Origin of the sequence: Paenarthrobacter nitroguajacolicus (assembly GCF_029952445.1) — a bacterium.
Classification (GTDB): Bacteria; Actinomycetota; Actinomycetes; order Actinomycetales; family Micrococcaceae; genus Arthrobacter; species Arthrobacter nitroguajacolicus_B.
The window spans coordinates 161,420-183,928 of the sequence record NZ_JAQPPK010000004.1; the positions used below are offsets into that span (position 1 = coordinate 161,420).

The window sequence follows — 22,509 nt, forward strand, 5'->3', positions numbered from 1 at the left end:
ATACCATCCCAAATTGGGGAGTTACGCGGTGACGGCCAAGGCGTCGATTTCCACCAGCATGACCTCGTGCGGCAGGTCCACGAACACGGTGGTGCGGCTGGGGAGCTGGCCGCTGGGGACGTTTTCGCGGATGAACTCGCCGTAGACCTCGTTCATGGCGGCGAAGTCGTCGCGGGTGGTGAGGTAGACGCGGAACATGATGACGTCTTCAACGGAGGATCCGCCGGCTTCAAGGATCGCCTTGACGTTCTCCAGGGTCTGTCGGGTCTGGACGCGGACGTCGCCCTCGCCGATGTACTGGTTGGTGGCGGGATCCATGGGGCCCTGGCCGGACACCTGGAACATGCCGCCCTTCTTGATTCCCTGCGAGAAAACGTGCGCGGGGGCGGGGGCGTTCTCGGTCAGTACTACGGTCTTTTCACTCATGCTGGGTTCCTTTCGTGGCTGATCCAGCCGAGGTCGTTGGAGATGGCCTCGGTGCTGGCTTTGAGATCGGGCAGCAGCTCAAGCAAGCCTTCATAGCTGAGCATCACTACCGGTACCGAACAAGAGGCTGCGGCAACAACGGCTCCGCTGGCATCGCGGATGGGGGCCGCGATGCAGTGCACGAAGGCTTCGTGCTCGGCGTTGTCGTGTGCCCAGCCTTGTTCCTTGACCTGTTCGAGTTCGGCCAGCAAGGCCTCCGGCGAGGTCAGGGTGTTCTCGGTAACTTTGATGTAGTCCAGTCCCGCCGCGATTTTTTCCTGCCGGCTGCGCGGCATATCGGCGAGGAGGACTTTTGACACAGCGGCCGAGTGCAGCGATGCAGTCAGGCCGATGCGCGAGTACATGCGGACGGGGTGGTGCGACTCGAACTTGTCGATGTACACCACTTCGCTGCCTTCAAAAGCAGCCAGGTGCACGGTGTGCCCGGTCTTGCCGTTGAGCTCGGCCAGGTGCGGGTGGGCCACTTTGCGGATGTCGCGCTGTTCCAGTGCCAGCGAGGACAGTTCGAACAGCTTTGAGCCGAGCATGAACCGCTGCTCCTCGTCGCGCACCACAAAACGCTTTTCCTCCATGGTGTGCAGGAGTCGCATCACGGTGGTCTTGTGCACGGCCGCTTTGGACGAGAGCTCGTCCAGGGTAGCTGGCTTCGCGGCGAGTTCGGCGAGCAGGTCGATGGCCCGCATGAGGCTCTGGCTCAAGGTGTCACGCTCCGGTTGGTGTTGAATTGTCCGTCTTCAACATGGATAGCAGCCCAAACGGCATCCGAAGAATCGAGGATCCCGGCGAGCTCGTCCGGTGCGGGCAGTGGGCCGCGGTCGCCGGGGACCGTTAGCGTGCACGCGGCCGCGACATGGCCACGGCGCAGGCTCTCTTTTTGCCCGAGCCCGAACAGCATTCCGCTGAGGTAGCCGGCGGCGAAGGAGTCGCCGGCGCCAACGGGCTCGACGACGGCCACGGACAGCGCGGGAACCTCTTCCCGGGTGCCGTTCCGGTTCAAGGAGATTGCGCTGATCGCCTCGTTCTTGATGACCAGCACCTTGGGATCAGGCATGAGGCGGCGGAGTTCAGCTTCGTCGGTGGTTCCGAAAGCATGCTCGGCCTCGTCTTTTCCTACAAGCACGACGTCGGCAAGATTCGCCAACCGCTGCAGGACGGCGCGGTCCTGGCCTGCCCAAAGCGCTTCCCGCCAGTTGACGTCGAAGCTGATGGTCCGGCCGTTCCGGGGTGCCGTGAGGATCGCTTCCAGCAGGGAAAGGCAATCGGGGGAGAGCGCTGCGGTGATTCCGCTCAAGTGGATGAGTGAAGCATTTTCCAGCAAGGAAGACACTGCGGGATTGGCGAGCGTGTCCCGTCCCATGGCCGAGGCCGCGGATCCTTGCCGGTAGTACAGGACCGAGCTGCCGCCGTCGGGGTCTGACTCCTGGGCGGGGACCTTCACGTAGAGGCCGGTGGGCCGCTGGTTATCGACCTCGACGCCGGAGACTCCCACCCCGTGGTCGCGGAGATCGTGGAGGATGCGCGTGCCGAAGCCGTCGTGGCCCACCCGGCTGACCCAGTGTGTCTCCAGGCCCATGGCAGCCAAGCCCATTGCGACGTTGGATTCCGCGCCGCCGATCCCGAAGTGAAGCTCCGTGGCCAAGTGCAAGGGGGCTGCCTTGACGGGGGTGAGCATGGCCATGGTTTCGCCAATACATACAGCTGAAAGCACTCGTTCTCCCATGTTCACGCGCTTCGCAGCGGCCTTGACTCTCGATCCGCCACCATGTTAGACATATCACCAGCAGGTTTGCAACCAGCGTTGCAAAATACGCAACGCAAGCAAAATGACCCACTACGCAGCTTCAACGCCGCAGCACCGCGAAGGGAATCAACGCGTGGACACTTCCGAAGCCATCTCGGCAACCGCCGTGGCAGCCTTGGCCGACCGCCGGCTCGACTGGCGTCACAAGGCCGTCCCCGCAAACGCCAACGGGAACACGCACGCAGAGTTCCTGGCTGCCCGGCACACGCTGGCCGATTTGCAGACGCCTCTGCTCACGCTCGATGCCCAGGCACTGGACGCCAACGCTGACCGCCTCGCGGATTGGTGCGCCCATAAGGGCGTACTGCTCGCTCCCCACGGCAAGACCACTATGTCCCCGCAGCTCTGGACCGAGCAGCTCAACCGCGGAGCCTGGGGCATCACCCTGGCCAACTTCGCGCAGCTCCGCGTGGCCCGCGAATTCGGTGTGCAGAACCTGCAGCTCGCCAACAGCCTCACGGACCCGCACGCGGTTCGCTGGGTAGCGGACCAGGACTCCACCATCCTGTCCTGGGTTGACTCCGTGGAGACGGTCGCCGTGATCGAACGCACCTTGGCCGGGACGGACTCGGTGCTCGATGTCCTGGTGGAACTCGGTGCGCACGGTGGCCGGACAGGAGCCCGCGGCGTGGATGCCGCGCTCGAGGTCGCCTGGGCCGTGGATGCCGCGGAGCACCTCCGCCTGGTGGGCGTCAGCGGGTATGAAGGCTCGCTCGCGCACACAGCGGACGACGCCGGCCTGGCCGCCGTTCGTGGCTATCTCGCCGACATGCGGCTGCTCCACGAGGAACTGCTCGCGGCAAGGCTGTACGGATCAGCCTCGGTGTTCATCACCGCGGGCGGCAGCGCATACTTCGACGACGTCGTGACAGTGCTTTCACCCTGCATCAGTACAGGCGCGGAAATGGGCGATCCAGCAGTCGATGTGATGATCCGCAGCGGCGCCTACATCATCCATGACGACGGCTTCTACCGCGGAATCTCGCCGTTCTCCCGGGAAGGCAACGAGCCCTTCACCCCCGGAATGTACGGCTGGGCGCGGGTTGTGTCGCAGCCGGAACCCGGGCTGGCGATCCTCGACGCCGGCAAACGTGACCTGCCATTCGATGAGGGACTGCCCGAACCGCAGTTCATCGGCCCGGTCCTCGGCGGAGCCATGGAGCCCCTGGTCGGCGCGGAGATAACCTCGGTCAACGACCAGCATTCCTTCATGACTTTCAACCCCGAAACCACCACGGTCCGTCCCGGCGACGTGGTCCGGCTGGGCTTGTCCCACCCGTGCACCGCATTCGACAAATGGACCGTCATCCCAGTGCTCGCCAGCACCGGATCCGCCGAACGCCCGGGCGACCAAACCGTCGTCGACCTCATCCATACCTTCTTCTAGGACCCACCATGAAGACCCTCATCAGCAACGCCACCCTGGTGGACGGAACCGGAGCGGACCGCCGTGCAGCGGACGTCCTGCTGGACGGCCCGGTGATTGCCGCCGTCGTCGACGCCGGTAGCCTCACCGCCGCGGCCGCCGATCGCATCATTGACGCCACCGGCCTGGTCCTGAGCCCGGGGTTCATCGACATGCACGCACACTCGGACCTGCAACTGCTGGTCAACCGGGAGCATTACGCCAAGCTCAGCCAAGGCGTCACCACGGAACTGCTCGGACAGGATGGGCTCTCCTACGCTCCGGTGGACGACACCACGCTGGCCGGCGTCCGCGAGAAGATCGCCGGCTGGAACGACAATCCAGTGGACTTCGACTGGAACTGGCGGAGCGTGGGGGAGTACCTCGACCGGCTCGACTCCCAGCAAGACGGCGGCCGCATCTCCACCAACGCCGCGTACCTGGTACCCCAGGGAACCGTCCGCGCCATGGTGATGGGCTTCGCCGAAGGCGACCCCACCCCGGAACAACAGCAGCAGATGCAGGACGTCATCCGCACCGCGATGGAGGAAGGCGCCGTGGGCATGTCCTCGGGCCTGACCTATACGCCAGGGATGTACGCGCAGACCGAGGAGCTCGCCGGACTCTGCCGGACCGTTGGCGAACTCGGCGGCTTCTACGCCCCGCATCACCGTTCCTACGGCAAGGGCGCGCTGGATGCCTACGCGGAGATGATCGGACTGAGCCGGGACACGGGCTGCGCGCTCCACTTGTCACATGCCACCATGAACTTCGCGGAAAACAAGGGACGGGCCGGCGAGCTCCTGGACCTCATCGATGAGGCACTGGACCAGGGCGTCGACATCACCCTGGATACCTACCCGTATCTCCCGGGCGCCACTACCCTCTCTGCGATCCTGCCCAGTTGGGCGTCGTCCGGCGGAACGGAGGCAACCCTGGCCCGCCTGGCGGACCCGGACACCCGGGCCCGCATCCGGGAAGCCGTGGAAATCTACGGATCGGACGGCTGCCACGGCGTCGTCGCGGAGTGGGAAACCCTGGAGATCAGTGGTGTCCAGAACCCGGCGCTCGCAGGCTACGTGGGCAAAACCATCAAGGACATTGCAGCGGAAACCGGAGAAGAGCCCTTCGAGGTGTTCGTCAGGATCCTCACCGAAGACCGCCTGGGCACCGGCATCCTGCAGCACGTGGGCCACGAGGAAAACGTCCAGGCCATCATGAAGCACCGCACCCACACAGGCGGCAGCGACGGACTCTTGGTCGGTGCCAAACCTCACCCCCGTGCCTGGGGGACGTTCCCGCGCTACCTCGGGCATTACTCCCGCGACCTCGGACTCCTCAGCCTTGAAGAGATGGTCCACCACCTCACAGGGCGCCCCGCCGCACGACTCAAGCTCCACAACAGGGGACTGGTCCGCGAAGGGTTCGCCGCCGACGTCGTACTTTTCGATCCGGAAACCATCCGCGATGCCGCCACTTTCGAGAATCCCCGCCAAGCAACCAGCGGCATCGAGTTCGTGTTCGTCAACGGCACGGCAGCGGTCGACGGCGGCCAACCCACCGGCGCTCGTGCCGGCCGTGCCCTCCGCCGCCACAGCGACGGCCTCACCAAAGAAGGACAACAATGACCCCCGAAGATTTCGTCCGGCAGCTCGAGGCCGACCGCACCCTGGCTGTGGTCCGCGCTCCCTCCATCACGGACGCCGCGGATCTCTGCCGCGCACTGGCCGACGGCGGCATCCGCAGCGTCGAACTGACCTTCACAACGCCGGACGCACTCAAGCACGTCAAGCGCGCCGCCGAGACGGCCGCGGACCATGGTGCCGCCGTCGGAATCGGCACTGTGATGACCGGCGACCAAGCCCGCGCCGCGATCGACGCCGGTGCGCAGTTCCTGGTTACCCCGGGGCTTCGGCCTGAGGTCGCGGCAGTTGCTGCAGCGGCGGGGATCCCGTTCAGCCTTGGCGCCATGACGCCTACCGAGGTGGCGCAGGCCCTGGACCTGGGATCCGCCGCCGTCAAGATCTTCCCCGCCCGGCAGCTCGGCCCGGCGTATTTGAAGGACCTGCAGGGCCCGTACCCGGGAATCCGCCTGCTGCCTTCGGGAGGCATCGACGCCTCCAACGCCAAGAGCTACCTCGACGCCGGTGCTGCCGCAGTCTGCTGCGGCACCAGTGTGGTTCCGCCCGCCGCAGTCGCTGCAGGCGATTGGGCAGACATCGCGGCACGTGCCGCAGCCTTCACCAGCACCCTCAAGTAGGACTCACCCAGAAAGAAACGCCCATGAATGAATTTCTTGAATGGCTGCGGCACGACACCGCCGGCCTGCTCCTCCTGGCAGGCGCGGGCATCGCGTTGCTGCTGTTCCTGATCATCAAGGTCAAGCTCGAACCGTTCATCGCCTTGGTGGGGACCGGTGTGATCGTGGCCCTGGTAGGTGGCATCTCGGTGGAGGCCTTGGTGGGTTCGGCCACCAAGAGCAGCGACGCCCTCATTGAGAAGGGCTTCGCCGGCATCCTCGGCCACATCACTGTGATCATCGGCCTGGGCACCGTGCTGGGTGCCATTTTGGAGCGGTCCGGTGGTGCCGAAGTGCTGCTCGGGCGGCTGGTGAAGATCTTCGGCGAGAAGGGGACGCCGCTGGCCATGGGCATCACCGGCTTCGTGCTGGGTATCCCGGTGTTCTTCGATATCGGCATTTTCGTCCTTGCGCCGCTGGTCTACGTTGCTGCCATCCGCGGTGGCAAGTCCCTGGCCTTGTACGCCCTTCCGTTGCTGGCCGGCCTCTCCGTGACCCACGCCTTCCTTCCTCCACACCCCGGCCCCGTCGCCGCTGCCGGCCTGTTCCACGTGGACCTCGGCTGGATCATCCTCATGGGCCTCATCTGCGGTATTCCGGCGTGGTTCGCTTCCGGTATCTTGTGGGGCACTTACATCGGCAAGCGCGTGATGGTGTCCGTTCCGGAAGACCGGATCGTGGCCGAAGCCGACACCGCCAAGGGCAACGAGCCCTCCATTGGCCTGGTTTTGCTCGCCATCGGCCTGCCCATGATCCTCATCCTCGGCGGCACCTTCGGCAACATCTTTGCTCCGGCAGGCGTGTTCCGCGACGTCCTCCAGTTCTTCGGCAACCCTGCCATCGCGCTGACCGTGGCCGTGCTCCTGGCCATGTGGTTGCTGGGCATCCGCCGCGGCATGACCTCCGCCGAGCTCAGCGAAATCACGGGCTCCTCGCTGCGTCCCGTGGGCATGATCCTGCTGGTGGTCGGCGCCGGTGCGTTCTTCGGCGCTGTCCTTTCCGCCACCGGTGTTGGCAAGGCGGTGGCAGACTCGCTGGCCCAAGCCGGCCTTCCCATCATTCTCTCCGCGTTCGTGATCAGTGCGGGCATGCGCATCGCCCAGGGTTCGGCGACCGTGGCAATCGTGACCACCGGCGGCATCCTCGCCCCGAGCCTCGCCACCGGATATTCGCAGCCGCAGCTCGCGCTGATCGTGGTGGCCATCTCCTCAGGCTCCATCATTGCCAGCCATGTGAACGATGGTGGATTCTGGATCATCTCCAAGTACTTCAACATGTCCGTCAAGGACACCCTGAAGACTTGGACCGTCCTGGAAACGGTGCTGTCCATTGTGGGCTTCGGGATGGCGGCATTGCTGTACACGTTCGTGAGGTGACGTGCCGGCTGGTGAGGTTCCGGCTGGTGAGGTTCCGGCACCCAAGCCGGGTGCCGGCGTCGTGAGCTTGTACCGTCGCCACCCACTTTGAAATCAAAACGGCCCCGACACGCCTGTAACAGGGTGTGTCGGGGCCGTTCTTTGCGTCAAAGAAGGTGGTGGCCGCACGCGGTCCAACCCCCGCGTTAAAGCAAAGAGCTCCGGAGTGCGTTATTGGGGGATACGCACTCCGGAGCGGTCTTTGAGCAGGCGCTCTCGCTTCCTGCACTCATCACTCTACGTTGCGTTGGACCCCATTGCCACCACCTCGAATAAGTACTTTCGCTTTAGTTTCTCCGGGCCGCGTCGTGGCGTTTTTTCTGGGGCACAATCAGCACCGGCCGGCGCTGGTGATGGCTGAGCCACGCAGCCACTGAGCCGTTCAGGGCCTCGGAAATGCGGTGCCCCAAACCGGGTTCCGGCGAGCCCACGATGATCATGGAAGCATTGATGTCCGAGGCCAACCTGCCCAAGGCGCGGGCAGGGTCGCCGGCCAAGAGACGCAGGGTCCAATCGGCCGTCCCACCGTCCATAGCCTCAGCGATCACCTTCCCGAGGTCTCCGCGGACGGCCTCCACCTCGGCATCATCCTTCTCCGGGTGCAGCGACATCCTGTGGGCCTCTCTGGAGGGGTCCCACTCCACCAAGTAGCTTGCCTCGTCCACGTAGGCGCACACCAACGGGACGCCGAGTTGTTCGGCGAGGGTCCTGGCAGTCTGCAGCACTTCCACGTGTTGGTCCGGAAGGACGCCGACCACCAAAGGGATCGGGCCGCTGAAAGCCTCGTCAGCCATACCCTTATTGTTGCGCCGCGCGGGGCTGTTGAACAGGCTTGTTCCACGTCAGCCGGACCTTGAAGTTGGACGCCGTGCTGGCCGACGCTATGAACGCACCCGCCTCCGCATGCAGGTCTATCCCGAATTCCACGCTGAGTTCATCGGGGCGGTTTTCCAGGCTGAGCAACTCGTCAATGACGCCCTGGACTGCGGGACGGACATGCTCGAGTGCCCGTTGGAACGTCTCCTGGGCGCGCGCGAAAACCCCGGAATGATCAGCCGAGTGATCACCACCCCGGGTCACCAGGCTCCCGGCCGTGCTCGCCACCTCCACAACAACCGTGCCGCCGTCGTCCGTTGGGAACTCCACCAGGTGCGTCATGTCGTGGTCCCGGCAGCGGCCGGACGAAGCCGGCGGGCCATCACAAGGAACGCCACGCCTATCGCGCATAGCAGCGTGAGGTGGAACAGCAGGGACAACGCCTGCGACATGTACCAGGTCTGCATGAATACTCCCGTTTTTTGGAACCATATGATGGGCTGCAGCGCGGTGGGCAGCAGCAGGAGCCAGGCGACGCCGGACGCATTCCAGGCGCGGAAAGCCAGAATTCCCGCCCACAGTCCGAAGACCGCCACAAGGAAGCTCGCAACCACCGCGGCCGCTTCCACCGCGTAGTTCAGGCCGGCGAGGCCAAACACGGCCTGCGAAACCATCACGCCGCCCATGGCCAGTCGAGCGCGGGTGGTCCTGTCCGGCAGGCCCGCCACCAGGACGAGCAGGTACCCGAGCGGTGTCACCAGGCCGTAAAGGATCCTGAGCACGATGTCGCCGCCATTGTCCTGCCAGGAGCTCTCGTCGAACCACAGGAAGAACACCACAAACGCTGCGCCCACCCCGCCGGCCAGCGCCAAAGCAGTCCCGCCCCACGCCAGCGGCATCCAGGCAACGGCCCCGGCTAGGAGCCGGTTGGGTGCAGCGTTCGACGGCGGTGCTTGCCCGGGTGCGAGGGTCCCGCTTGGTTGCGGGATTGCTGCATGAGCCAGTGGTTGGGGCGTCCGCGGCTGAGGGACCTGCGCGGGAGGGGGTTCAGGCGAGGCGACGGAGGTATACGAGCCGCGGGGTTTGACCGCCTCGTCAGAGGCTGCCGTCGGCTTCGCTGTTTCCCGCCGGGCGCGTTCGGTTTCGGCCCGTGCAGCGGTAGCGAGTCCATCGGGGTCGGCGGCTCCGGGATCCAGTGTCGCCAGCTCCCGGGAAACGTCCAGCACCGTCTCCCACGAACCCAACGATGAGTGGTAGCGCAGCTCGCCTTGGAGATCAGAGATTCGTTGCTTTCGCTCACAATCCTGCTTCCGGGCTGCAGCGTCGGGGTAGGCAGGGTCGTCCTGGACAGCGGCGAATCCATCTGCTGCAGCCAACCAGTCGCCGGCTTCCTCGGCGGCCAAGGCATCACGATATGCCCGGAAAAGTTCCAGCCGCTTCTGCGCAGTATCCCGGAGACCGGTGGCATCACGGTAGCCGGGCTCCAGCGTGAGGAGGTCGTTGAACAACTCAACGGCTTGCTCGTAGCGCCGTGCCCGCAACTCCGCGGAAGCCTGGACGTACAAAGCCCGGAGTTGGGCGTGCCTCAGGGTTTGGCCAGCGGGGATTGCCGTGCCAGCGGTGCCTCCGGCCGGCGTCGGGCTTGGCTCGCGGGAGGCGTCCGTGCCAGCGGACCCGGCCGACGGCGTCGGGTACCCGACGCGTGAGGTGCCGGTGTCCGCCGCGGTGCGTGCCGCCGTCGTGGTTTCCGCTGAAGCGAGTCCGCGCGGCGGGCCGGTCAGGGTGAAAAGCTGCGTGGAACCACCCCTGACGTAGAGGGCGGGTGTGACCCATTCGAGGGTGCCGTCGGGGCTGGCCATGACCGAGATGCGGCCGACGCGCGCCGCTTCGTCCACCGTTCGGCCGTTGGCGATGGCGGCGTAGAAGCCGTGTGCGAAGGCGATCGCGGCCGAGTCGCTGATGGCGAACTGCATCGCTGCCACCGCGCCTATCCCGCTCCTGACCAGTGCGGCAGCAGTTCCGGAGAAGAGGTCGGTCTGGCCCATCTCGCCGGAGGAGCACGAATTCAGCACCACCAAACGAGGCCTGGGGGAGGCCACGCTGAGCAGAGCCATGAGCCGGACGGCCCGAACCATGGCGGCCCGCCCGTCCTGGCCAACCAAGGCGATCCGCCCCTCGTCCGTACGGGGGTCGTAGTCGCCGTGTCCAACGAAATGGACCACATGCCAGGGCCCCGCGAGGAGCATCGACTGGACATCGTCCCAGGTCCCGGTTCTGTACCACACCAGTTCCACGCGGCCCTCGCTGATGGGTCCGGCCAAGGCCCGGCTGAGGTGGTCCTTCTCGGTTTCGACGTCGAGGGCAGGCAGGTCGCGTGGCGACGCGACGATGCCCAGAATCCTCAGCGGAGGCGCGACATCCAGCGGGTTCTGGTTGTAATCCGGGGCAGGGATGTGGCGGATCAGCGGCTCGGTCTGGCAGAGATAGGTTTCAGTTCCAGGGTCGAACAGGGTCTCCCACGGCATCATGGCCAACTCCGGAGCCGCGAGTCGAAGCACTACGCGGAGCTGCTGGCCCGAATGCTGCGTTGCCCCGAGGCTCGCCCTGTAAGTTCCGTACACCTCGCGGGTAAAGAGTGCCTGGAAGAGTTCCTGTCCCACTTCACGGACGGCTGCCTCCGCGACGGGCAGGGTCCGGCGGGCGGCTACCGCGGAAGCCAGGACGGTGGCTTCAAGCTGCGGAAGCCGGTCCTGGATGCCGTCCACGTCAAGGGTGAAGGAGCCGGACGCGTGGCCTCCCGCCGGCGCACGGACGACGTGCACCGAATATTCGCCGCGTGCAGAGCCGGCGTCGATTTCCAGCTCGATGTCACAGTCCATCGCGGGTCCCTTGTGGTTCCTACGTACAGATTGGCCCTACTCCGGCCACCCCACAAGGGGTTTTAGCTGCAACCCTTGAAGGAGCAACTGGCCCGGCCTACGGTTAATCCGAAGGAAGGCGGTGCCGCGGTGGAAATTTACATGTGGTGGCTTGATCTGCACCTCGACAGCAAGGAATGGCTGCGCGAGAACCTGCGTGTGGAAGAACTTCCCCTGCAGGTCCTGCAGCATATCGCCGAGGCCGGCGGACCCCATCCGGACAAGGTCAGCGGCGTACTGACCACGGCCGACTGGGACTTCATCCAGACCCAATCGGAGTTCGTGGACTGATTCAGGCTGCCGGGGTCCATCCGAGGGCCGGGCCAAGTTTGTCCGCGATGTCCGTGAGGATCTGGACGTAGTCCTCATGATCGAAGCTGAAGGGCAACGCGAACGCCACCTCGTCCACCTCCTGGAAACCCTGGTGCGCATACAACTGCCCGGCGATCTCGTCGCTGGTGCCGATGAGGTCCCGGGCGAACATCATGCGCTTCGGTCCTTGGGGTGCGCTGGTGCGGGGAGTGCGTTCGTCCACGTAGCGCTGGTACTTCTCCCGCTGGGCGCTTGACGCGGAATCGGTGGGGATCACCACCAGACCCTGCGAGACGCGTGCTGTGCTGTGGCCCTTTGTGCCGGCTGCCTCCCGGAAAGCGCGGATCTGCCGTTGTTGGACCGCGGCAAAGTCCGGTTCCTCGTCAGGTCCGGGGAAAATCACGCTGCTGGTGAGCAGGTTGAAGCCGTTCCCTCCGGCCCAGGTGGCTGACTTAAGGCTCGCAGCTCCGTACCAGAGCCGTTCCCGCAGGCCAGCAGAATGGGGCTCAACCCGGTTGGAGAACTCCTCAACCACGCCTTGCTTGCCGGAAAACTCCCGCACTTTCCCGCCCGCGACCAGCCGGGCAAAGCGTTCCACCCGCGCGTAGCTGAAGTCTTCGGTATCCCCGGAATCCGGATAGAGCTCATGCTTCAAGGTGTCGTAATGCATCGGTTCGCCCACGCTGACTCCGGGATTGATGCGGCCCCCGCTGAGCAGGTCCACCGTGGCCAGGTCCTCGGCGAGGCGCAGGGGATTCTCCCAGCCCAGCGGTGTCACCGCCGTGCCGAGCTCGATCCTCGACGTCCGTTGGCTGGCTGCGGCCATCACCGCAACCGGCGACGAAATTCCAAACTGCAGGTGCCGGTGGCGCAACCATGCACTGTCGAATCCCAGCCGCTCGCCGAGCTCAATGATCTCCAGGGTTGAGCGGTGCCCTGCGGCCGGATCCACGGGATCGAACAGGCCAATCGTCAGGAATCCAAGCTTGCGCAGCGGGCGGTCTGGGATGGGCATGGCTTCCTTCTCCGTCGGTGGGGGCTTCGTGTCGGTGGGGCTTAGTGCCCACCCTAAACGCTGGTTCTTACGACGACGGCGGGAGGTTACCTTTTGTGATGGGCGCGGCTGCTATGCGCAGTTGGCGGCAGCACTGGGCCGGGGGATGACCATCTGGGTGCCGGTGTCTGTGGTGACATAGGCCGGGACGACGATCGGCTCGGCTTCGACGGCCACGGTTTCTTGCCGGCCGCGCATGCGAAGCAGAGCCACCGCCGAGATGAGGAACCACGCAACGTTGGTTGCCACCGAAGGCCAGGCTCCGTGGAGCGTGCCGTTGATGATGAAGGCGCAGGAGCCAAAAAGGTTCGCCGCCTGGAACGTAGTGCCCGGCTTGATCCACCCCATGGACACCGTCATGTAGGCGCAGAGCATCGCCACCGCGCCGGCCCAGCCGGTAATCTCCCAGAGCAGCTCCATCGGGGGTCCTCTCACGTTCAAGCAACCGGCCCAAGGATGGCCGGGTAACAAATGGTTTCAGGGTGTGTTTCTGCTGAGTGCAGAGACCGCGTCCTCAGAGCGAAGAGCGGCTATGAACTAAATTCTGAGGGATAGATACCTTTAGTTCAATTGCATTATTCTGAAGCCCGTATTTAGAATCTCTGAACATGGAGATGGACCCGCGCCGCCTGCTTGTGCTCCTTGCCGTCGCCCGTACCGGAGGGGTTCTCGCGGCCGCCGATGAACTGCGGATTACGCCCTCGGCTGTGTCGCAGCAGCTCACCAAATTGGAGAACGAGGCGGGCCAAGCGCTGCTCCTGCGAACGCCTAAAGGCTCCGTTCTGACGCCGGCCGGTTTGGCCATGGCTGAGGCCGGAGAGGAAATAGAGCGGGCCCTGAACGTGGCGCGCTCCCGGATGCAGGGACAGGCTGAGGTAGCCGGTGTTGTGCGGGTGGGCGGATTCACCAGCTTCATGCGCACCGTAGTGATCCCGCGTCTTCCCGAATGGCGTGAGCAGTACCCGCAGCTGCAGATCCAGCTGGTTGAGGACGACTTCCCGGCGTTGATGCGGCTGTTCCGCCAGCGTCAGCTGGACGCCGTGGTGGTTGAACAGGATTCGACCACTTCAGGTCAGCGTCCGCTTGCCGCCGGAATGGTGGAAGAACCCCTGTTGGATGAACCGTGGAAGCTGGTGGTGCCGGCTGGGTCGTTGCTCACGACGGACAACCTGGACCTGAGCCGCCTGCCTTTGCCGTGGCTGGGCGTCGAGCCATCCGCAGCCAACATGGCCGTGCTCGGGCGCCTCCGCCACTCCACGGGTGCCCACATTGAGACCGTTCACCAGTACCAGGACACCCTTACTGCACTGGCCTTGGTGGCTGCCGGGGAAGGCGTTGCGATTGTGCCCACCCTGGCTTTGACCGGTGTGGTCCAGGATCAGGTGGACATCCTGGACGTGCCGGGTTTGGGGACCAGGCACATTGCCCTCCGTCGCTTTGACCGGCGAAGGCCCACGAGCCTTCCCCTGGACACGGTGGCGCGCCTCCTGCGGGAATCGGCGGCTGCCTTCGACACCCGATCGGTCTCCTGACCGGTCCTGCTCATTTCCTAACCCAGCTCCCGGCCGATTCGGAAAGAAAGGAAAGCTCCCCGCACGACTGGTTGGTCCTCAGCCCGCTGGGTGTCCTTTGGAGCAGTGGGTTTCCCCCGGCGCGATCTCGTGCCCTTGGATACACGTGCGTTCGGGTGTCTGGTGTTCATCGTGGCGCCGTATGAAAATGCTGCTGCCGGTTCCCTCTACGCCTGAGTCTTCACGCTGCAGCCACTCGCCGAAACGGGTTCCGTGGATCTTGCCTGTACCTTCGTGCTCCGTTTTCCCGTGCCGGAATGGATCCTTGACCATGGCAACCACGCCCCTTCCGCCGCTTTCTGCTGCCATCAGCACAACGATTCTAGAATCACCCGGCACTCACTGAAAGAGCTGGGTGAAAGGCAGCCCGGGCTGGTCCCGGCCCGCTCGCTTGAAGCGGGCCGGGACGGTGCGGCTAGTTCAAAGCTGGAGTATCCGCAGGGATCACGCCGGAGCCATACAGGTCAGAGGCGAGGTCCTGAAGAGCGCGGAGGGCCACGCGCTGGGTGAACGGGCCATACGAAACGCGAGCGACACCCAGTTCCTGCAGTTCGGCTGCCGGCAACGCGCCGGGAGCGCCGATCACCGAGAGCTTTCCGCGGCCGAGACCCTCAACGAGTGGCTCAATGACCTCACGGTTCAGTGCGCCGGGAACGAAAACCAGCGCGGCACCGGCGTCGAGGAAGGCGCGGCCCCGGGAGATCGCGTCCTCGATGCTGTCCTTGATGGGACGATCACCACCACGGACAATCGCGTCAGTGCGTGCGTTCAGCTGGAACGGGATGCCCTCGGCGTTGGCGGCTTCGATGATCGCTTTGACGCGGGCAACAGCTTCCTCGAACGGCCGCAAGCGGTCCTCAACATTGGCTCCCACGACTCCGATGCCAATCGCCCGCCGGATGGTTTCGGCAGGGTCCTCATATCCGTCGTCGAGATCTGCAGTGACCGGAAGGTCAACAGCCTTGACGATCCTTTCCACACCGCTGAGTGCCACGTCCAAAGGCATGGTTCCATCCTTGTAGCCGAAGGCAGCGGCGATGGAGTGTCCCGCAGTGGCGATCGCTTTGGTCTGCGGGAGGGCGGCCACAGTGGTGGCACTTACGGCATCCCAAACGTTGACGACGCTCAGGATTTCAGGGGCCTCGTGCAGGGCCTTCAGTTGTTCAGCGCGTGAACTCGTGCTTGCTTCAGTCATGGTTTTCTCCGTCATCCTCGGTAGGGAGTAGTGCCAGGTTCAGCCTAGACGCAAGGCATCCGGCGGAGGCAACAGGGCGGTTTCCAACGAACGTGGCCACCTTGGCCGAAGTGGCGGCGACTGCTCTGATAGCGATTTTGCAGAGGAACTCTTCGTCTGGTTCGAAAGGGACGGCACGGCCACGGTTCTGGGCGTCCCCGCTTATCTCTATGACGTCAACTTTGGCGACCGGGTGACGGTGATGTGATCGGCTGAAAATGCGCTTGCTGCCACCATGGACCGCGACGCACTGAATTTCACGTTCAGGGTCCTCTCCGCGGTTCTTCGCCATATCTTGCGCCGAAATTCCGGCCAAGGAAGTCGCCGATGGACTCTTCCCCTTGCAACACGACGACTTCCTTCATTTGAGACTGGCCGAACACAGCAGTTGCGATAGAGGCAGCCTGTCGACCCGTGAGCACGTTGGCTTACCAAGTAATCAAGACCCACTCCCCTGGAAGGTCATTGTGGCCAAGAATTGCCAATGCTATTGCACAAGCCTCTTGCACATCGGACCCCGTATACGACCACCATGGCACCTCGATAAACGTGCCATCATCTTGATAGTCCCTGATATCTAGCCCGAGAACCCGTCGACCTGAGCCTGCAAGCGCTTCGATAACGGCCGGGGCCTGGGAAGCCGGCCAGCTCATTTCGCCGTTCGGATCACAACGTGCTCCGCTCTGAAGATGTGACGGAAGGAACGAAAGGTCAGCGAAGGTAAATGCTGGATCTTGAGCGTTGGGTTCATGGGTCTTTTCTCCTTGGACGCACCCCCGTGGACCAATCGTTGAAGGGAAGAACTGTTCGTGCTGCTCCTTCATCTTTTGTCCGAGGAGAAGCACAACGTCTGCTCCTGGCTCCCACGGCAGGGGCAATTGTTCGATGAACGAGACTGCGATGACGTTATCGACGTCGTCCATGACACCCCCACCCGAGAAGTGAAGCTCCAGCCATGACAGAAGTTGCAGAACCCGCAGGGGGTTGGTGTCCTGCTCCGAGACTATCCATCTACCGATGTCGGCCATCAGCAAATGCGGGAGAAGGTCGCCGTCCTGGTCCTCCAAATGCTCGTCGTAGATCAGTCGGAGATGCGGGTGATCGGCAACCAGCTCGCGCGTAAACTGCCGGGAGTCTCGGTTGCTCATGCGCGCTCATTTTCTCATCGGTGCGGTGTTCTTGGCCCTTCGAGCTCATAGTACGGGTCCGCGCCCACCGGGTTGCCCGCCTAACACCTCACGACCCCAACCGGACCTCCGTGCCCAACGGCAGTTCCGCGCTTGATGTCCCTGCGTGTACCCGGAAGACGCCGGGCTCAAGGGACCAGGATCCGGAGCTGCTGTCCCAGTGCTCAAACAAGCGCCGGGGAAGCGTGATGAAAACAGTCTCTTCTCCTCCGGCCGGAAGCTCGGAAACGGCGGCGCCGGCGAACCAGATCCCAGGCCTTTCAACGTCGCTTTGGCCGCGGGAGAGATACACCTGAACCACTTCCCTGGAGCTCCGGTCGGAGCGGTTCCCGACGCGGACGCTCACTGTCACACCTTCGTCGTTCTCCCGGGCTTCCAGCCCGGACAGACTCCACTTCCCGTAGCCCAACCCATGCCCGAACGCGTACGCCGGTTCGCTCGCCGCCCCTGCCCGATACCCGATGTTGAGCCCTTCGCGGTAAACCACATCCCCATTCTGCGGCTGTGGTGACGGCAATCCCTCTTCGCGGGACGGGAAGGTGACAGGCAACCTGCCACCTGGCTCTGCGTCACCGGTCAGTACGTCGGCTACCGCCCAGCCCATTTCCTGGCCACCGAACCAGGTGAGGAGGATGGCATCCACCTGGTTACGCCAGGGCATGAGCACCGGGGCGCCGGAGTTGACCACCACGATTGTCTTGGCGCTTATCTCGGCCACAGCTGCCACAAGTTCGTCCTGCCGGCCCGGCAAGGCGAGGGTGGAGCGGTCAAACCCTTCAGCTTCGTCCTCCGGGCCCGTCCCGACAAAGATAACCGCGTAGTCCGCGTCCCGGGCAGCATCCACTGCTTCAGCGATGAGACGATCAACGTCCGGCGCCGCCGAGTCAAAGCCCAAACGGAGGGAGGCCACAGTCCGTTGCGCGGGCGTGTAGGTGAAGACGACCTCCATCGGGAGCCCGGGCGTCATCGAGAGTTCCATCGTGGCTTGGGGCGGGAGGGACATGCCCACCACAGCGTCCGCGTTAATGGGTATGAGCTGGTCATCGAACCGCGTGACGCCGTCGATGGTTACGTGCGCGTGCCCCACGCCGGCCGCGGCAAACACATAATCGCCCGCAGCTTTGACGCTGAGCAGGGTGCTTGCCCGGATGGCTGTGACGGACTCCTCCGGAACACCGTCCGGGTAGCCCATTCCGTAGGTCAGGGTGTCGCAACGGTCCCGTGTTTCGCTCCCCAACGCGCGGCCGTCCCGGTCCAGGAATTCGATGAGGGCTACGCCCTGGCCGCCGGGTGCGGAGCCATTCGCCGCGGAGAGGGTCTTCACCAACGTGTTGGGGCGCGCCCCTTCTGAGTAGTGGAACAGTGCATCCGGCAGGGCGCCGCGCAGCGCATCCAACGGCGCCACGGTCCGGGGTGCAATGACCGCAGCGCTGCCGCCGCCGTTCGTTCTGGGGGCCACAGCGGCAGGACCGACGACGGCGATCTTCCGCGCCGCCGTCGTCAACGGCAGGGCCTGGTCCTGGTTCCGCAGCAGCACCATGCCCTTGGCGCCCGTGTCCCGCAGGAGCCCGCGTATCTCTGGCGATTCAGCTGCTGGGGGAGTCGGAAGGGCCTCGCGGTCCACCAGTGGCGCTATGCCATCGAGGGCTCCGACGCGGGCCGCGAGCCTCAGCAGGCGGAGCACTTTATTGTCCACAACAGACTCGGGAACCCGTCCCTGGCGGACAGCATCCAGAAGACCGTCGGCCCACGCGGTCCGGGGACCGGGCATCGCCAGGTCGGTTCCGCCCAATGCTGTTGACTCCACGGTCCGGATCGCTCCCCAGTCGGAAACCACCAATCCGTCGAAACCCCATTCACGTTCCAGCACGTCTGTCACAAGGTCCGACTCGACCGCCGGGGTTCCGTTCACCCGGTTGTAGGAGGACATGACGCCCAGGCCGCCGGCTTTTACGATGGCTTCGAACGGGGCCAGGTAGGCCTCGCGCAGTACATGCTCCGGCACCACCGAGTTCGAATTGATCCTGTCCGTTTCGGCTTCATTGGCGATGAAGTGCTTTGCCGTGGTTGCGGGTCCCTCGGCCTGGATGCCTTGCACCATGGACGCCCCCATGATGGCCGTCAGGTACGGGTCCTCGCTGAACGCTTCAAAGTGGCGCCCGCCGAAGGGGGTACGTTGCAGGTTGACCACCGGTCCCAGGACGACGTCGACTCCCTTGCGTCGCGCCTCGGCGCCGATGACGGTTCCCATGGAGATCGCCACCCGGGGGTCGAACGTTGCCGCTATCGCCGTCGCCGATGGGATGTTGATGGAGGTATCCGTCTCCGTCCAGCGCACGCCGCGGATACCCACTGTTCCGTCGGAGAGAATCAGGGGACGCAGCCCGATGGATTCGTCGGGGTAGGTACTCCAGTGGTCCTTGCCGGACAACAGGCGGATTTTGGCTTCCAAGTCCAGGCGCGAGAGCCTGGCGGTGATTTCCTGCTCGAGGAACTCGGAACGGGGAACGGGATTTGCACGCATGGGCGCACCTTTCGCAAAGGCTCGGTGGGGTTCGCGATATCCTGACCGCTGCGAGCAGGCCCACCGAATGGATTGCGTCTGCCTACGTTCAAGCCCAAATTTACAGCATTTCGCGCCCAAGCCGCCAGCTTGTGGCTACGCCCCAAGCGCCACACGTTTTGTCTTGAACGCCAGGAATGCCGCCACCAGGAGAACCACGGCGCTGGCCATAATCGTGCTCGCATAGCCCAGCGAGTCGAAGAGGACCCCGCCAAAGGTGGACCCCAGGGCTATGCACGTCTGGACCACCGCCACCATGAGCCCACCTCCCTGTTCGGCGTTGTGCGGCATCGCTTGCGCTACCCAGCTCCACCAACCAACCGGCGCGGAGGTCCCCAGCAGTCCCCACAGGGCCAAAAGAACAACGACGACGGCGAACACGGCACCGAACGGTATCAGGGCCAGCGCGACGAGGGCCATGGCAGCGGGGATCACCATAACGGTCCGATAGAGGCCGGCCCCCAGGAACCGGCCAATCAGGATGGTCCCGGCGAACCCGGAGGCACCCATGACCAGGAGAACCAGCGACACCTGGGTGACGTTCACATGTGTCACGGTTTCCAGGAACGGCCGGACATAGGTGAAGAGAATGAATTGGCCCATGAAGAATGTCCCGCAGGCCGCCATGCCCCACGCAACAGTCCGGTTCTTGAACGCCGTGAAGATGGTGAGGATGTCGCGCGCCCTTGTCCTGCTGCCTGGCGCTTCACGGGACGGCGCTTCAAGGGACGGCAAGGAAATCCACTGCCACACCACACACAACACGGAAATCGGCACAAGGCAAAGGAATGCTCCGCGCCAACCGATCAGCGAGCCAAGGTAACTGCCAAGGGGTGCCGCCAGAACTGTGGCCAGGGCGTTGCCGCCATTGACGATCGCCAGGGCGCGGGGAACCTTCGACGGGGCCACGAGCCGGATGGCCGTGGCGGCGGACATGGACCAGAACCCGCCGATGACGACACCGATGGAAGCCCGGCCCACCATGAACGGGAAGTACCCCGGCGCCAGTGCGATCAGGGCTCCGGAGGCGCCCATCAAAGCAGTCAAACCGATCAGGAGCGTGCGCCGGTTCATCCTGCCGGTCAACGTGGAAACCGACAGGCTGGTGAGGACTGCGAACAGCCCCGAGATCGCGATTCCCTGGCCCACCAACCCCTCGGAAACCTGAAGGTCGCGGGCCATGGGAGTCAAAAGGCTGACAGGCATGAACTCGGAGGCTACAACGGCGAACGCTCCGAAGGACATGGCGAACACGCCTCCCCAGCGGCTCACTTGATGTGCGCCGTCCTGATGCCCGGGGTGCGTGGCGGTGGGAGTATTTGCTGACATTGGATGACCTCTCAGGTTTGCAACTGATATCCATCGGACCACGGCCCGGGAGGCAGGTGGGAGGCCCCGTTTATACAGGTTCCAACAGAACCTCTCACCATCGGACGGAGGCGTCGTAACGTGGTGGGCATGGACAATCGGTCGGAAGTGCGGGAGTTCCTGATGTCCCGCCGCGCACGCATCACCCCTCAGCAGGCAGGCATCGAGGCATTTGGCATCCGACGCCGGGTCACAGGCCTGCGCCGCGACGAAGTGGCCCGCCTTGCCGGCGTCAGTGTTGACTACTACATCCGGTTGGAACGCGGAAACCTCTCCGGGGTCTCTGACAGCGTGTTGGAGTCCATCGCCGGGGCCTTGAACCTCGACCAGGCAGAACTCGACCACCTGTACGATCTTGCCCGCACAGCCAACCGGGGTGGCCGTACCAAGGCGAAGAAAGCTGTCCGCCCCCTCGATCCGGCACTGCAGTACTTCCTGGATTCCATCACGGGCGCCCCGGCCCTCATCTCCAACAACCGCATGGATGTTGTTGCGGCCAATGCGCTGGGTTATGCCATGTACTTCGACCTTTTCCGAAGCACAGCCGGGCCGGCCAACCATTCCCGGTTTATCTTCCTGGACCCCCGGGGGCGGGATTTCTACCCGGATTGGAACCGCGCGGCCAACACCAACGTGGAGATCCTCCGCCGCCACGCGGGCCGCTTCCCCCACGACAAAGCCATTGCCGAACTGGTGGGGGAATTGTCCATGCGGAGTGAGGAGTTCCGTACTCTTTGGGCCGCCCACAACGTCCGGCGCCACAGGTCGGGAATGAAGAATTTCCAGCATCCAGTGGTCGGACCGCTGGAACTGACGTACCAGCAGCTCGAACTCGACGAAGACACGGGCCTTCACGTCACCGTCTACCCGGCCGTTCCCGGGAGCGCCAGCGAAGAAGGCCTGAAGCTCCTGGCGTCCTGGGCGGCAACCGAAAACGTCATTGAAAAAGCTACCGCCAGCACGCGTTGAGCCGGCCTCACCCAGACCCACAATCCGTTGAGGAGAACGATATGAAGTACACGCAAAGCGGTGGCCAAACAACGGCCGGATCCAAGGAATGGTTCACCGGAGACGTGCAGATCGACGGCATCAGGAACCCGGATGAGCAGTCGGACATCGGCTGTGCCCACGTCCGCTTCGCCCCGGGGGCAAGGACTGCGTGGCACAGCCACCCGAAGGGCCAGACCCTGTATGTCACCGATGGCATAGGACTGGTGGCGCGGCGGGGCGGGGGGATCCAGGAGATCCGTCCCGGTGACGTTGTCTACATCGAACCCGGGGAAGAGCACTGGCACGGCGCCGCACCGGACCGGTTCATGGCGCACATCGCAATGCACGAAGCCGACCAGAATGGCCAGGTCGTGACGTGGCTGGAACACGTTTCGGACGCGGACTACATGGCATAGCGGAACACCCCATTGCCCTGTTAAACGTTGACTTGGTAATTGAGTGCCAGGTCCGCGGCGTTGACACCTCGGATCCCCCAGTTCACCCGGGGAGTCTCTGTAATGGTGATCTCCACGCTGTGCGGCTTAATGTGTGCCTCGGATTCGATCCGGGCGAACAGGTCAGCGATCAAGTTGCGTTTCGCCGTCTCAGTTCTGCCTTCGAACATTGAGATCTCGATGATTGTGTAGTCGTCGCCACGGTCCTCAGGGTGGATGAAGTCCGCGCTGTCCAAGGCAATGAAGCGTTGAAACTTCTTTTCAGGCGGGTAGTCAAGGGTTGCCACTATTGCTCCGTGAATCGCAGAGGAAAGGGCCCCGCGGCGTTGTTCGATTGAGTTTCTGTGTCCATAGACAATGACCTGTGCCATGGCCGCATTCTACTGATGACGACAGGGCTGAAATTTGCCCGCATCCCACAAAAGGGTATGTAATCGACATCACATTCCGCCGCGTCGTGGTCCGCCCGCCCTCCACTTGGCCTTTAGGCTGGCCGGTGAATGGGGGAGTTATGTTGGATTTATTGAGTTTGAAGTTGGCGTTGGCTGTCGTGACGCTGACATTGTGGGTGCTTTTTCTGGGGTCGTACAGGAGGACCCGCTCGCTTTACAGTTCCTATTGGTCGGCGGCCCTTG

22 protein-coding genes are annotated in these 22,509 nt (G+C 64.0%); 8 read left to right on the forward strand and 14 right to left on the reverse strand.

The features are described 5' to 3' along the window. Window positions 1-21: 21 nt before the first annotated feature. From PJL15_RS04375 to PJL15_RS04385, 3 genes are read right to left on the reverse strand one after another with little or no spacing between them, the layout of a single operon-like run. Entirely contained in the window at window positions 22-426 is a 405-nt protein-coding gene (locus PJL15_RS04375; protein WP_281449988.1) for a RidA family protein, read from the reverse strand. Then, window positions 423-1,184, reverse strand: a complete 762-nt coding sequence (locus PJL15_RS04380; protein ID WP_281449989.1) for an IclR family transcriptional regulator — start codon at window positions 1,182-1,184, stop codon at window positions 423-425. Before PJL15_RS04380 ends, PJL15_RS04375 begins: the two co-directional genes overlap by 4 nt. Next, complete coding sequence (locus PJL15_RS04385; RefSeq protein ID WP_281449990.1) at window positions 1,181-2,194, reverse strand: sugar kinase; 1,014 nt, start codon at window positions 2,192-2,194, stop codon at window positions 1,181-1,183. Before PJL15_RS04385 ends, PJL15_RS04380 begins: the two co-directional genes overlap by 4 nt. A 166-nt stretch (window positions 2,195-2,360) precedes the next feature. Here PJL15_RS04385 and PJL15_RS04390 point away from each other — a divergent pair, with 166 nt between their 5' ends. Genes PJL15_RS04390 through PJL15_RS04405 form a run of 4 tightly spaced genes read left to right on the forward strand, consistent with a single transcriptional unit; the run spans window position 2,361 to window position 7,367 of the window. After that, the gene (locus tag PJL15_RS04390; protein WP_432443793.1) at window positions 2,361-3,674 is read left to right on the forward strand and encodes an alanine racemase; all 1,314 of its coding nucleotides are present in this window, start codon (window positions 2,361-2,363) and stop codon (window positions 3,672-3,674) included. Between the two features lie 8 nt (window positions 3,675-3,682). Beyond that, entirely contained in the window at window positions 3,683-5,320 is a 1,638-nt protein-coding gene (locus PJL15_RS04395) for an N-acyl-D-amino-acid deacylase family protein (RefSeq protein ID WP_281449992.1), read from the forward strand. After that, a complete protein-coding gene (locus PJL15_RS04400; RefSeq protein ID WP_281449993.1) occupies window positions 5,317-5,952 on the forward strand; it encodes a bifunctional 4-hydroxy-2-oxoglutarate aldolase/2-dehydro-3-deoxy-phosphogluconate aldolase in 636 nt (211 codons plus the stop codon). Before PJL15_RS04395 ends, PJL15_RS04400 begins: the two co-directional genes overlap by 4 nt. 23 nt (window positions 5,953-5,975) lie before the next feature. Next, entirely contained in the window at window positions 5,976-7,367 is a 1,392-nt protein-coding gene (locus PJL15_RS04405) for a GntP family permease (RefSeq protein ID WP_281449994.1), read from the forward strand. 326 nt (window positions 7,368-7,693) lie between these two features. Here the strand turns inward: PJL15_RS04405 and PJL15_RS04410 are convergent, their stop codons facing one another. Genes PJL15_RS04410 through PJL15_RS04420 form a run of 3 tightly spaced genes read right to left on the reverse strand, consistent with a single transcriptional unit; the run spans window position 7,694 to window position 11,101 of the window. Further along, a complete protein-coding gene (locus PJL15_RS04410; protein WP_281449995.1) occupies window positions 7,694-8,200 on the reverse strand; it encodes a universal stress protein in 507 nt (168 codons plus the stop codon). Window positions 8,201-8,204: 4 nt separating this feature from the next. Beyond that, a complete protein-coding gene (locus PJL15_RS04415) occupies window positions 8,205-8,564 on the reverse strand; it encodes a CU044_2847 family protein (RefSeq protein WP_281449996.1) in 360 nt (119 codons plus the stop codon). Continuing rightward, window positions 8,561-11,101, reverse strand: a complete 2,541-nt coding sequence (locus tag PJL15_RS04420) for a CHAT domain-containing protein (RefSeq protein WP_281449997.1) — start codon at window positions 11,099-11,101, stop codon at window positions 8,561-8,563. The genes PJL15_RS04415 and PJL15_RS04420 overlap by 4 nt, the downstream gene beginning before the upstream one ends. A 129-nt stretch (window positions 11,102-11,230) precedes the next feature. Between PJL15_RS04420 and PJL15_RS04425 the strand changes: the two genes are divergently transcribed. Continuing rightward, window positions 11,231-11,431 (forward strand): hypothetical protein, encoded by a 201-nt coding sequence (locus PJL15_RS04425; RefSeq protein WP_348651472.1) that lies wholly within the window; start codon window positions 11,231-11,233, stop codon window positions 11,429-11,431. Between the two features lies 1 nt (window position 11,432). On the opposite strand, the gene PJL15_RS04430 is transcribed toward PJL15_RS04425, so the two are convergent. Both PJL15_RS04430 and PJL15_RS04435 read right to left on the reverse strand, forming a co-directional pair. Next, window positions 11,433-12,467, reverse strand: a complete 1,035-nt coding sequence (locus PJL15_RS04430; protein WP_281449999.1) for an LLM class flavin-dependent oxidoreductase — start codon at window positions 12,465-12,467, stop codon at window positions 11,433-11,435. A 111-nt stretch (window positions 12,468-12,578) separates the two neighbouring features. Continuing rightward, on the reverse strand, window positions 12,579-12,926 hold the full coding sequence (locus PJL15_RS04435) for a CBU_0592 family membrane protein (protein ID WP_281450000.1): 348 nt from the start codon (window positions 12,924-12,926) through the stop codon (window positions 12,579-12,581). A 188-nt stretch (window positions 12,927-13,114) separates the two neighbouring features. Here PJL15_RS04435 and PJL15_RS04440 point away from each other — a divergent pair, with 188 nt between their 5' ends. Further along, window positions 13,115-14,038, forward strand: coding sequence for a LysR family transcriptional regulator (locus PJL15_RS04440; protein ID WP_281450001.1), 924 nt, complete (start codon window positions 13,115-13,117; stop codon window positions 14,036-14,038). A gap of 78 nt (window positions 14,039-14,116) precedes the next feature. Here the strand turns inward: PJL15_RS04440 and PJL15_RS04445 are convergent, their stop codons facing one another. From PJL15_RS04445 to PJL15_RS04465, 5 genes are all read right to left on the reverse strand, one after another. Beyond that, window positions 14,117-14,386: a hypothetical protein gene (locus PJL15_RS04445; RefSeq protein WP_281450002.1), complete on the reverse strand. Its 270-nt coding sequence runs from the start codon at window positions 14,384-14,386 to the stop codon at window positions 14,117-14,119. Window positions 14,387-14,492: 106 nt separating this feature from the next. Next, window positions 14,493-15,272 (reverse strand): isocitrate lyase/PEP mutase family protein, encoded by a 780-nt coding sequence (locus PJL15_RS04450; protein WP_281450003.1) that lies wholly within the window; start codon window positions 15,270-15,272, stop codon window positions 14,493-14,495. A 467-nt stretch (window positions 15,273-15,739) separates the two neighbouring features. Continuing rightward, entirely contained in the window at window positions 15,740-16,459 is a 720-nt protein-coding gene (locus tag PJL15_RS04455) for a hypothetical protein (RefSeq protein WP_281450004.1), read from the reverse strand. An 88-nt stretch (window positions 16,460-16,547) separates the two neighbouring features. Continuing rightward, a complete protein-coding gene (locus PJL15_RS04460; protein ID WP_281450005.1) occupies window positions 16,548-19,022 on the reverse strand; it encodes a glycoside hydrolase family 3 C-terminal domain-containing protein in 2,475 nt (824 codons plus the stop codon). Between the two features lie 135 nt (window positions 19,023-19,157). Further along, window positions 19,158-20,390, reverse strand: coding sequence for an MFS transporter (locus PJL15_RS04465; protein WP_281450006.1), 1,233 nt, complete (start codon window positions 20,388-20,390; stop codon window positions 19,158-19,160). 129 nt (window positions 20,391-20,519) lie between these two features. Between PJL15_RS04465 and PJL15_RS04470 the strand changes: the two genes are divergently transcribed. Together PJL15_RS04470 and PJL15_RS04475 are read left to right on the forward strand one after the other, a co-directional pair. Next, entirely contained in the window at window positions 20,520-21,398 is an 879-nt protein-coding gene (locus tag PJL15_RS04470; protein ID WP_281450007.1) for a helix-turn-helix transcriptional regulator, read from the forward strand. A 41-nt stretch (window positions 21,399-21,439) separates the two neighbouring features. Then, window positions 21,440-21,835 carry a (R)-mandelonitrile lyase gene (locus PJL15_RS04475; protein WP_281450008.1) on the forward strand — a complete coding sequence of 132 codons (396 nt, stop codon included), beginning with the start codon at window positions 21,440-21,442 and terminating at the stop codon, window positions 21,833-21,835. Window positions 21,836-21,855: 20 nt separating this feature from the next. On the opposite strand, the gene PJL15_RS04480 is transcribed toward PJL15_RS04475, so the two are convergent. Further along, window positions 21,856-22,245 (reverse strand): tautomerase family protein, encoded by a 390-nt coding sequence (locus PJL15_RS04480; RefSeq protein WP_281450009.1) that lies wholly within the window; start codon window positions 22,243-22,245, stop codon window positions 21,856-21,858. Between the last annotated feature and the right edge of the window lie 264 nt (window positions 22,246-22,509).